The sequence below is a fragment of the Mesorhizobium sp. M1409 genome, from assembly GCF_040317535.1.
Classification (GTDB): Bacteria; Pseudomonadota; Alphaproteobacteria; order Rhizobiales; family Rhizobiaceae; genus Mesorhizobium.
Genome location: NZ_JAMYKV010000065.1, coordinates 1 through 11,169, shown reverse-complemented (window position 1 = coordinate 11,169; position 11,169 = coordinate 1). Strand labels below are relative to the sequence as shown.

7 protein-coding genes and 5 pseudogenes are annotated in these 11,169 nt (G+C 58.0%); all 12 read left to right on the top strand.

All coding sequences use genetic code 11. The features are described 5' to 3' along the window. Nucleotides 1-128 precede the first annotated feature (128 nt). The 12 genes and pseudogenes from NKG99_RS31540 (at nucleotide 129) to NKG99_RS31485 (ending at nucleotide 11,009) form a co-directional block, all read left to right on the top strand. Nucleotides 129-950: a type IV secretion system protein gene (locus NKG99_RS31540; protein WP_352873161.1), complete on the top strand. Its 822-nt coding sequence runs from the start codon at nucleotides 129-131 to the stop codon at nucleotides 948-950. Nucleotides 951-1,064: 114 nt separating this feature from the next. Then, nucleotides 1,065-2,123 (top strand): type IV secretion system protein, encoded by a 1,059-nt coding sequence (locus NKG99_RS31535; protein WP_352873175.1) that lies wholly within the window; start codon nucleotides 1,065-1,067, stop codon nucleotides 2,121-2,123. Between the two features lie 41 nt (nucleotides 2,124-2,164). Next, nucleotides 2,165-2,836, top strand: coding sequence for a VirB8 family type IV secretion system protein (locus NKG99_RS31530; RefSeq protein WP_352873160.1), 672 nt, complete (start codon nucleotides 2,165-2,167; stop codon nucleotides 2,834-2,836). A gap of 81 nt (nucleotides 2,837-2,917) precedes the next feature. Next, nucleotides 2,918-3,619: a TrbG/VirB9 family P-type conjugative transfer protein gene (locus NKG99_RS31525; protein ID WP_352873159.1), complete on the top strand. Its 702-nt coding sequence runs from the start codon at nucleotides 2,918-2,920 to the stop codon at nucleotides 3,617-3,619. Continuing rightward, nucleotides 3,609-5,024, top strand: coding sequence for a TrbI/VirB10 family protein (locus tag NKG99_RS31520; protein ID WP_352873157.1), 1,416 nt, complete (start codon nucleotides 3,609-3,611; stop codon nucleotides 5,022-5,024). The genes NKG99_RS31525 and NKG99_RS31520 overlap by 11 nt, the downstream gene beginning before the upstream one ends. Before the next feature lie 44 nt (nucleotides 5,025-5,068). Continuing rightward, the gene (gene virB11 / locus NKG99_RS31515) at nucleotides 5,069-6,016 is read left to right on the top strand and encodes a P-type DNA transfer ATPase VirB11 (protein ID WP_352873156.1); all 948 of its coding nucleotides are present in this window, start codon (nucleotides 5,069-5,071) and stop codon (nucleotides 6,014-6,016) included. A 143-nt stretch (nucleotides 6,017-6,159) separates the two neighbouring features. Next, nucleotides 6,160-7,065 (top strand): annotated as a pseudogene (locus NKG99_RS31510) (transposase); the annotation flags it as partial. 82 nt (nucleotides 7,066-7,147) lie between these two features. Next, nucleotides 7,148-8,312, top strand: a pseudogene (locus NKG99_RS31505) (IS110 family RNA-guided transposase). A 323-nt stretch (nucleotides 8,313-8,635) separates the two neighbouring features. Then, nucleotides 8,636-9,076, top strand: a pseudogene (locus NKG99_RS31500) (transposase); the annotation flags it as partial. Between the two features lie 529 nt (nucleotides 9,077-9,605). Next, nucleotides 9,606-10,196: pseudogene (locus tag NKG99_RS31495) on the top strand (Mu transposase domain-containing protein); the annotation flags it as partial. Beyond that, nucleotides 10,196-10,705 (top strand): annotated as a pseudogene (locus NKG99_RS31490) (ATP-binding protein); the annotation flags it as partial. The pseudogenes NKG99_RS31495 and NKG99_RS31490, both read left to right, overlap by 1 nt. Continuing rightward, nucleotides 10,602-11,009 (top strand): IS66 family transposase, encoded by a 408-nt coding sequence (locus tag NKG99_RS31485; RefSeq protein ID WP_502894715.1) that lies wholly within the window; start codon nucleotides 10,602-10,604, stop codon nucleotides 11,007-11,009. The pseudogene NKG99_RS31490 and the gene NKG99_RS31485, both read left to right, overlap by 104 nt. The last annotated feature ends 160 nt before the right edge of the window (nucleotides 11,010-11,169 follow it).

The window sequence follows — 11,169 nt, the reverse complement described above, 5'->3', positions numbered from 1 at the left end:
ATCCCTCTTATTTTTCTCACAATGATCCTCGCCCCCCTTATTGGCTGCCAAGCCGTTCCCGCAGTGCGCAAGAACAATTGTGTCTGTGCCTGGGAAACACTTGAGCTCCAAGCCGAAGGAGTCGTGTCATGAGAGCTTTCCAGTCTGTCATTGTGTCTGGTATTTTGCTTGCAGCCGCGGGCTCGCTCGTGCGGGAGGCCAGGGCCCAGGAAAGCCAGATCACGCCTGCTCCCCTGCCTTCTATTGGAGCGCTCTCCCGCGCTCCGGATGGCGCCCAGGTAACCTTCGACAAGAACGCTGTCGAGTTGCTGACGTACGTGGTAGAAATTTGCCGGCTGTTAGGCGGTGGTATGAACCAGCTTGTAGCATCCGCGCGGACAGCAGAGCATCTGCTAATTGAGAGCCGAGACCTGGGCCAAGCGCAGCTTGCTTCCATTTCAGGCCCGAAGCACTTCCCGGTGAACAATGGCAAGGCTGACGTCGCGGCCCGTGAAGGAGGGCCGGGTTTGCGGGAAATGGTTGACGATGCTTTGAATGGCCGCGGAAGTGGCCCCGGGGGCATTCAGGCGGCCCTTACCGAATTTCGAGCTCGCTATCGCTTGGATCAGGCATTTGCGCTGCACAACGATCAACGCCTCAGTAAGCTCATCATCGCTAATGGATCGGCTCAGGGCGCAGTCGTTGCCTCTACTGCGGAGGAATCCTACAAGCGTGCCAACGCCAGCATGGGCAGGATCAATGGCTATATCGCCGCGCTCGAAGCCAGCAGCGACTTAAAAAGCAGCGTTGACATCAACACACGCGTGATGGTCGAAATCGCGCAGCAACTCAATGAAACACTGCGGACCCAAGCGGCGATCGCATCGCTGGCAGGATCGTACTTCATGGCACTAGGTGCCGACTCCGCCGAGCCGGCCGCCATCCGCGATCTTCTCGATTTTAACAGGTGATACGCTGTGGGAGTGATTTCAAACATTACTCGTACACTCGACAAGACGCTTGTCGACTATGCGCAAGTAGTTTTTCAGGGTGTTGCTGAGCCGATTAGAGACTTGCTCGGCGCCATGGCGTTAGTCTCATTGTTGCTTATCGCGGTAAATCACATAATTCAATTCAGAACTATAAATTACTCGATGTACCTACATTGGGCTCTGCGGTATATACTAATATATTCATTTGCAACAATGTGGGTGAACTTTGAAGGTATTTATTCAATGCTTATTGATGTGCCAAATAGTTACGCAAGCATTATGATGCATGCGGCAAAAATGCCAATCAAGGACGTTGATCCCGCTTTTCTCGATCCTGAGCGGATATCGGACACATATTCAGCGATGGATGAGTTCGCCCATGCGGTCCTTCACCTATCTGGTAAATACATAAACAATGTTTCGATCTGGAACGTTGGCAAGTCACTTCGGAACGTTTTTATTGGCGTCTTGTTCCTGATCGTTGGCGGTTTCTTTACCGCCGCGTGCGCGATTATTGTAATGATTGCCAAAATTGGGTTCGCCGTGTCGATCAGCCTGGCGCCTCTGGCTATCATCATGCTGATGATGCCTCAAACGAGTCAGTATTTCGAGAGTTGGACCCGCTTCACGATTGGCTTCGTGGTCGTCCCGCTGCTGACCGCGACCCTTATGGCTATTGTGCTGTATATCGCCGCTGAAGTCTATGGATCCCGCGGTAATGATTTCGGGTTCATTTTTATCCTGATGGCGGCGACGGTTCTCCTGTTCATGATCCCGACCATGGCAAGTTCCCTGGCCTCTGTATCGGTCGCGGCTGTAGGCGCCGGTGCGGTCTTTGCCGCAACTTCCATGGCCAAGAGTGCTGCAATGAGAGTGCACGGCGGCAGCCAACGATTGCGAGACGGCGTAAGTGTGGCAAGCGCCGCACGTGAAGCTGGAGCCTCGCCGGCGTCGGCAGCATGGTCGGCGATCAGTGCAATGCGCCAAAGCGCCTATATCCGGCAGCAGCGTCGCGATGAGCGCCTTGCTCGTCGCATGAGCGGCCTGTCGTCATCGAAATCGAATGTTACGAGAGATCCTCCGATGGCTCTTCCGATTCATCCTCTCGCTCAATACGGCAACCGAACCGTATCTCCCGAACAAGACCGCTGACCCGCAACGGAATCGGTAACGCAACCGAATAGGAGAGACGTGTGTCAGAACAAGCAATACAGCACACATTTGAAGACGAGGTTTTTTTTAGCCTACGCGAACAGCGCAATAACTGGGCAAAGATCGCGGTCGGTGCCACTGCCGCCAGTCTTTTGTCCCTGGTGGCTCTAATAGTCATACTGCCGCTCAAACAAACCAAGCCCTATGTAGTGATGGTAGACAAGACCACCGGCGAGGCTGAAAAGATCGTCGAGGTGCAGCCCACCTCGCTCCAAGAGCAGGAGGCTGTCCTTCAGGCGGAACTCGTTTCCTATGTCGTCGACCGGGAAACCTACGATCCAGCCGACAACAGCACCCGAATTCCTGACGTCATGGCGCGCTCATCCGACAGTGCCGCGCAAACCCTAGCGCAAACCTGGCGTTCGGAGTCAGAGCAATATCCGCCCACACTCTACGGCAAGGACGTTCGCGTGCGTGTTGTGGTCAAATCTGTCTCTCTAACCCCGAGGGGGCGCAACCCAGCGGATCTCGCGCGTGTGCGCATTACCAAATACCGTGAAGAAAAGGGGCGTGACGCAGTTGAGCGCAGTTTCGTCGCCACAATCGGCTATCAATTCAAGCCTCGACAAAGGGCTACCTTGGAGGCGGTGTGGAAAAATCCGCTTGGGTTCAACGTCTTGTTCTATCGGATCGATGCGGAAACGGCCGGCTGATATATTAACACAAAGACAAAGATAATGTTTAAACTTATATACGTTTCCTTGATATTTGCTGTGGTATCAGTAAAGTTGGCAATGGCTGAGCAGTCGGCTGTCGGTTTTTCATCAGATGTACGGATAAAACGCTACGTGTATGACGAGAATAACGTGTACAAGCTTAATCTTTACTTGAAATCAGTCACAGCTCTTCAGTTCGCTGAAGGGGAGAATGTCGAGTCCATTCTCATCGGAGATAGCGCATCCTGGGAAGTGATCAAACTGAAGAGAGGCAATGTGATCAGCCTGAAGCCTATTATCGAAAAAGCGCTCACGAATATGACAGTCTATACTGACCAGCGCGTCTATACGTTTGAGATACGTTCGGTCGGTCAGATAAGCGCAGGGATGGCGGCAGGCGCCGACCAGGCATTCCGAACCGTCTTCACCTATCCTCATGAGCTCAAGACATTGGGCAATAGCCGTGCCGCAGTCGCTCCAGCAAATCACGGCTACATGGTTTCGGGTGATGCGCGGTTTCGCCCGCTGACCGTGACAGACAATACATTGCAGACGACTTTCGTCCTGCCCAAGGGCGCCCCCCAACCGGCAATTTTTAAGGTTGGTCATGACCGCGAGGAAATGCTGGTCAATTCGCGCAGTCAAGGCGATCGCATCATCGTCGACGGAACCAGCGACTACTGGATGATGAGAATCGGCGATGACACTGTCTGCGTGGGCAAAGCAAGCGCTGTGCACTCGGCAAAACCACGGTGGAGAGGGTTGAGACATGACAGATAACTCGCCTGACATCGGCCATCGACAGGATCCCAGCGGAGCAGAGACAGCGGCGGTCGCGCCTGTCGATCCTGAACGAGAAAAACTGCTTAAAAGACGCCGAGCCCGGCAAACGGGTAAATTTAAGCGCGGCAGAGGCCGTGAGCTCTTTGTTGCCGCCGCGCTGCTCGCCGGCGCCATAGCGTTCGGGACGGCGCTCGGCCCGATGCAAATGGGGGCGATTCTCGGATTGCACGATGACGATGAGCAGAAGACGTCGCAGGTTGATCTGGAAGTTGATCGCATTACCAAGGACAGCTCAAGACTTGATTTTTCTGTTCCTGAGGCGCAACCAAAAGCGATCGAGCCAAAGATTGACGAGATAGACAAGAGATTCGATGAACTAAGAAATAAAATCGACCAAGTAGTCAGCGACGAGAACCAGCCTAAGATGTCAGTCGCCGACGTCCAAGAATTGCTTGAACGCTTTAGCAAGCAAATGGTGCAGAGTCTTCGGCGGGAGCGGGATAAGGTAGAGGTGGAAAATGCACGTTTGCGGGAGGAAGCCTTGCGATTGGAAAAAGAGCGCAAACGCTCCGATGAGGCTGCTAAGCTCAACGCTGAAAGTCATCGACAATTCCAAGAGATCGACATCAAGCAAAGGGAATCGAATGGTGTTGTCATGGATGAGTCCAGGGCGCGCTTCCCGTCAGTCGATGGTGTCCCACAACTTCCCCAAGATCAGGGTGCGAACGACCGGTCTCTTGCAGCTGGTACCGCCTCCGAAGCAGCAATCTCTGTGTCTCGCACTCTCCCTGATCCGTCGCGTGTGGTCGCCCAGGGCACGATGATCTCCGCGGTACTTGAAACCGCTATCAATACGGAACTGCCGGGAAATATTCGCGCGCATGTTATCGAACCGGTATTCTCCTTCGACGGATCTCGCATTCTGCTGCCGGCAGGGACAAGATTGGTTGGCACCTTCGGGAACAGAGACGATATTGAGCAAGAGCGCGTGTTGATCGGATGGGATCGTGCCCTCACTCCCGATGGCAAGTCGATCGCGCTCGGCTCCACAGGTACGGACCTGCTTGGTCGCGCCGGCACCGAAGGAAACGTGGATAACCGCTACGCCAAGAAGATAGGTGCGGCTGTCCTCATCAGCACCATCAGCGCATTACCTTCTATCATTCCCACTATGACAGGCAGCAGCAAATCCTCAAGAGATGGTGGTGCGACGATCACTGTTGACGGTGGGGGAATGGGTGACACCAATCGGGATGGCCAAGTCACGTCTAATGTTGCCAGAACACTCAGCGACCAAGGTGAGGGTATCTTGAACAAATACCTCTCCCTACCTCCCATCCTTCGTGTCCCGCAGGGCGAGGAAATTCGCGTCTTTGTCAATCGAGATCTCATTATTCGATGAATGATCACCAGTTTAAAAGTAGCATCTCATACGTGGAACAGTACTTGAGCCCCCTCAAAGACCATCTAGTAGATGGTAGTATCAATGAGTTGGCGATCAATCCTAATGGCTCCATCTTTGTTGAGGATGCCGATTCGGTATACATGCGTGAGATCGGCGTGACCTTGCCGCCCCAGGCCATTAAGCGGCTTGGAGCACAGTTAGCCGGAGAGACCCGCAACACGCTTGGTGCACTCCATCCGATTGTGTCAGGCCGCGTTATGGTTTGGGGGAACCCGCAGCGCGTGCAGGTGGTCGTCGAACCGGCAATCGAACAAGGCGTATCGCTGTCGATTCGAAAATATCTGGCGCGGACTTCGGAAAGCGCAGATATCGACTACGTCGACGGACGACAGATCATGGTGGATGCTATTCGGCACGAACGCCATCGGGTAATCGCCGATGCGGCCAAGGCTGGCGACCTGAAGAGTGTGTTCCGACAGGCCGTTGACGAAAAATTCAATGTTCTGATTTCGGGCGGAACGTCGTCTGGCAAGACTACGGTGGCGCGCGCTCTACTGGCGATGGCAAACCCCGCCGAGCGGATCATCACCATAGAGGATGCGCAGGAGCTTCATCCAGCCCACAAGAACCAAGTTGGACTAATCGCCGACCGTAAGGGGGAATCCGCTCGCAGCCCATCGAAACTTCTGGAGAGCTGTTTGCGAATGCGTCCCGACCGGATCATTCTCGGTGAAATCCGCGGCATTGAGGCTTATGACTTTCTTGAGGCGATTAATACCGGCCACCCCGGCGCGATAACAACTATACACGCCGATAGCCCTGAACTTGCTTTCGACAGACTGGCGCTCATGGTGATGCGCTCTGGTGTGCAGATGTCACATGGCGAGATAATCAAATATGCGAAAAAGACGATCGATTTGGTCATTCAGGTCGGCCGCCGCAACGGTAAGCGCGGTGTGCTGGAAATCAAACCTGCCTTCGCAGACTAGGCTAGTGTCCGTCCATAAACGGCAAACTATTGAAATTACTTGAGGAATCGGAGTTTTCCGCAGGAAAGCTCCGGCGGTTTCAGATACACTTTGGCATCATACCACTGATTCCAAGGCGTTTTCTGCCACCCCCGGAGCCGACAATGCGCCAAGAACGCACCGTCCAAGTCAGTGTATTCGATCTTTTCGCCGGACACGAGATCGGCCGTGAGCTGAAGGGCATGTCCGATTGGCTGGACGAGCAGCGTCACCTGACCGGGCTGGTGGCCGCCGACCTGCGCCGGCACGGGGTCAACGAGACCGGCCGCGAGGGCCTGCCGGCGGAGGCGGTGCTGCGCTGCGCGCTGCTCAAGCAGCATCGCCAGCTCAGCTACCAGGAACTGGCTTTCCACCTGGAGGACTCCGCCTCGTTCCGGGCGTTTGCCCGGCTGCCATGGGGATGGAGCCCGAAGAAGTCGGTCCTGCACAAGACGATCAGCGCGATCCGGACCTCGACCTGGGAAGACATCAACGAGGTGCTGCTTTCGAGCGCCCACCACGAGAAGCTGGAAAGCGGCAGGGTGATACGTGTGGACAGCACCGTCACCGCAGCCCTCATCCACGAGCCGAGCAACAGCAGCCTGTTGTGGGACGCCGTACGGGTGATGGTTCGCCTGCTGCGGCAGGCGGATAAATTGGGCAGCGGCGCGCTTTCCTGGCACGATCACTGCCGCGCGGCCAAGAAGCGGGTGCGGGCGATCCAATACACCTGCGGCCGCCCGAAACGGGTTCAACTCTATCGCGAATTGCTCGGCATCACCCGCACGACGCTGGGCTATCTCCGACAGGCGGCGGAGCGGCTGACCCCGGCGGCTGATCTGGACATTATTGTCTGGCAGGAGCAACTGCGCCACTATCGACCGCTGATCGAGCAGATCATCGCCCAGACCGAGCGGCGGGTGCTGGCCGGCGAGGCGGTGCCGGCCGCCGAGAAGCTGGTCAGCCTGTTCGAACCGCATGCCGACATCATCGTCAAGGGCGGCCGCGATGTCCATTATGGCCACAAGATCCTATGAGGAGGGTGGATAGCGACCTGCGCTGTGGCAAAGGTGAGGTTGCTAAACCCTAGACACCCTACCTTGGAGGCCGAGCATGCCCGTTGCAGCACACCGACCCGATGCGTTGACCGCCATCCGCACTGATCTTGGCGCAATTTTCGTCTCGTTGGAACTCAGCCGCTCGAAATGGCTGATCACCTCGCTGTCGCCGGGCGCTGGCGAGAAGATGTCGAAACACGCAGTGGCGGCCGGCGACGTGGTCGGCATGCTGGCGCGGTTTGCCGAGCTCAACCGGAAGGCCGAGGCGCGGACCGGGAAATGCTTTCCGATCATAGTCGTCCAAGAGGCTGGGCTCGACGGCTTTTGGATCCACAGGGTGCTGCAGGCCGAAGGAATCGAAAGCCACGTCGTCGATCCGGCCTCGATTGCCACCTCACGCCGGCGGCGTCAGGCAAAGACCGACAAGATCGACGGCGAGGCGCTGGTGCGCGCGCTGCTCGCCTATAAGAGGGGCGAGCCGCGCGTCTGCGCCATGCTGCGGGTGCCCACCCCCGAGGAAGAGGACCGCCGCCGCCTCTCGCGTGAGCGCAAGGCCTTGACGAACGAGCGGACCCGCCATGTCAACCGCATCAAAGGCCTGCTGTTTGCACAGGGTGTCTCCGGCTACGAGCCGTTGCGGCGCGATCGGCGCAGGTGCCTTGAGGCGCTGAAGACCGGCGACGGGCATCCGCTGCCGGACCATCTGAAGCAGCAGATTGATCGCGAACTCGAACGGCTGGAGCTGCTGATGGAACAGATCAAGGCGGTCGAGGCCGAGCGCGACGCCATGCTTGCGACCGAGCAGAGTGCCTCGCCAGCCCCGGCCATGCTGCTCGACCTGAAGGGCATCGGGCAGGAGTTTGCCGCCGTGCTGTGGACGGAGGGCCTGTCGCGGCACTACGACAACCGACGACAGCTGGCCGCCTACGCCGGCCTGCCGGGCGACCCCCTGGCAAAGCGGCTCCGTCTCACACGACCAGGGCGTTTCGAAATCCGGCAATCCAAGGCTGCGAACTACGCTGATCCAGCTCGCGTGGCTATGGCTGCGCCATCAATCGCAATCGGCGCTCTCCTTGTGGTTCAAGGAGCGGGTGAAGCAGAACGGCGGGCGCCTCAAGAAGGCGACGATTGTGGCGCTCGCCCGCAAGCTACTCGTGGCGCTGTGGAAATACGTCAACGCCGGCGTCGTCATCGAGGGGGCGGTCATGAAGAGCGCCTGATGCCGATTGCCGCTCACCCATGGAATGTGAACTAAGCACTTCTTCCAGGGCCTGATCAGTCCTGGCGGATCCAGGTGGACGAACCGAAGGTTGGGATGGCCTGAAATGCCCCGCCACAAGAATGGTCCCGTCCTCCTGAGCCCGTACCCGCCGCAAGCGGGATGTTGGTGCCGCTGTTTCGAGCAGCGACCGTATATAAGTTGGATTGGGCTCGGATAAACGGGCCGCGTCATGCCATCGGGCTCAGACCATGGATTCCTCAACACATCGAGAAGGTGAAGAAATGTTGCCCTGACACACCCGTTCCGTCTTTACCTTCCTCATATAAGCTCAACCTGACCACCGGCAGGAGCGGCATGGTTCTCGACCTCATCGTCGAAGCCGGCAATCCGGCCGACAGCGAGCGGTTGCTGCCGATGCTTCAGCGCCACATCGACCGATATGGCGAGCCGCCACGTCAGGCGGCCGCCGATGGCGGCTATGCCAGCCGCGCCAATCTGATCCAGGCCAAGGCTTGGGGCGTGAAGGACATGGCCTTCCACAAAAAGTGCGGCATCAAGATCGAGGACATGGTCAAGAGCCGCTGGGTGTATCGCAAGCTGCGCAACTTCCGTGCCGGCATCGAGGCCGGCGTCTCATGTTTGAAGCGCGCTTTTGGCCTGGACCGCTGCACCTGGCGCGGGCTCGACCACTTCAAGACCTATGTCTGGTCCTCGGTGGTGGCCTACAATCTCGCCCTCTTCGCCCGCCTCAAGTCGAACTGACCCGCCGCCGACTTCGCAAAAGCCTACCCGGCGCCCAGCCGGGCGGTTCACGATGGGCCAACCAGCGGACCGCGAGAGACCTCTACTTCTCCTCTAACGCCTCGTGCAGATAGAACCACCAAAGCAGTCAGAAATACCTCGAATCTACATGGGAGGTACAATGAATTCTTCGAAAAGTTACTGTTTATGGACGGACACTAGGCTAGTGCGCGTCCATAGTGTGCTGCAGCAAGCAGAAGGAGGTTCGAAGATGAACTGACAACATGCTGAGAAGCTGCGTGAAAGATGAGGGTAGGCCCCTCGGGACCGGCTTTCAGGAGCGGGTCTCAAACCAGCCCAAGCTGCTGTGGTAGAAGAGCCATGGTGGTTAGCGTTGGGTCAAAAGCCGCGGACATGATCCGGGGCAGGTAGGCATCCGAAAGATGAGCGCACGCGCAAGCGGTGCTGGAAGTACGACTGGGTTTTAGAGTTTGATATCAAGGGCCTGTTTGACAACATCTCGCACGAGCTTTTGCTCAAGGCCGTCGGCTTCGCTGCGAGAACAGCGAAGAGCGCGCCAACGGCCGGATCATTCATCTCGTCGAAGACCTGCACGGTGCGCTTCGACAACAACAAATACTCGGTGCTGTCGACGGCAGTCGGACGGCCGGTCGAGATCCAGGCCTATGCCGACCGCATCGTCATCCGCCAGGACGGCCTCATTGTCGGCGAGCACGCCCGCTCCTTCGGACGCGGCGAGACGGTTTATGATCCCTGGCACTACGTCCCGGTCCTCTCCCGAAAGCCCGGAGCGCTACGCAACGGCGCACCGTTCCGGGATTGGGTTCTGCCGTCGGCCACGGAGCAGGTCCGCCGCAAACTGAAGGACGCCGACGACGGCGACCGGCAGATGGTCGCCATCCTGGCTGCCGTGGTCTCCGACGGGATCGAGGCCGTCGAGACGGCCTGTCAGGAGGCGCTCGACCAGAACGTCTGCTCGTCGGCCGTCATCCTCAACATCCTGGCCCGCCGCCGCGATCCGGCGCCGGCGGTGACCGTGCTCACTCCGGATGCGCTACGCCTGAAGCATGAGCCGCAGGCCGACTGCGCCCGTTACGACAGCCTCAGGAGGGCAAGCTGATGGAAAGGACTCAGGTTCTCGAACTGATGGGCACCTTGAAGCTCTACGGCATGCGCGGCGCCTATGACGAGATCATGGCCACCGGGATCAAGCGTCAGCACGAGCCGCCGAGGATCGTCGGCGATCTCCTGTCGGCGGAGATTGCCGAGAAGCAGGCGCGCTCCATCAAATACCAGCTGACCGTCGCCAAGCTGCCGCTCGCCAAGGAGATCGAGGACTTCGACTTCACCGACACGCCGGTCAAGGAGGCCCTCGTCCGCGAGCTCGCCAACGGCACCTTCGTCGCCGACCAGCGCAATGCCGTGCTCATCGGCGGCACCGGAACCGGCAAGTCGCATCTGGCGATCGCCATCGCGCGCGCCCTGATCCGCAACGGTTCACGCGGCCGCTTCTTCAACCTCGTCGATCTCGTCAACCGGCTCGAGACGGAGCACCGAAACGGCAAGCAGGGACGCATCGCTGACCACCTCACTCGACTCGACTTCGTCGTCCTCGACGAACTCGGCTATCCTCGCCACCACAACATCGTGCGATCTGGCCCGCGATATCCAAAACAAGTTCAGGCGAGCTCGCGATCAACTTTTGACCTTTGCCCAATGGCCAGGAATGGTCGACGCGACGAACAACGCCTGCGAACACGCGCTGAGACCAGCCGTCGTTCAACGGAAGATCACTAACGGCTATCGCGCCATGTGGGCCGCAAAGGGCGAAGCCGACATTCGAACCGTCGTCGACACGGCTCGTTCGCGCCGGGCACGAACCCCTTCAAAATCATCCTTCAAACTGTCAGCGCCTGAAATTCGCCATGACTGAGCCCGCGACCTTGATCTTCCGAGCCTCTCTTCGGGCACGCTTTATCGGGACATCGAGGTGTCAAGTTCGAGCACGCTAGCCCGTCTTATGCACGACGATGGGGCTTTGAGGCTGGCGGATGTAGCTTAAGCGATTGATTTGGCGTAGGATTCGGTTGCTT

Bases quoted from the DNA above. Each gene is read 5' to 3' on its own strand.
- NKG99_RS31540 (WP_352873161.1), top strand. From the start codon at position 129: ATGAGAGCTTTCCAGTCTGTCATTGTGTCTGGTATTTTGCTTGCAGCC.
- NKG99_RS31535 (WP_352873175.1), top strand. From the start codon at position 1,065: ATGGCGTTAGTCTCATTGTTGCTTATCGCGGTAAATCACATAATTCAA.
- NKG99_RS31525 (WP_352873159.1), top strand. From the start codon at position 2,918: ATGGCTGAGCAGTCGGCTGTCGGTTTTTCATCAGATGTACGGATAAAA.
- NKG99_RS31520 (WP_352873157.1), top strand. From the start codon at position 3,609: ATGACAGATAACTCGCCTGACATCGGCCATCGACAGGATCCCAGCGGA.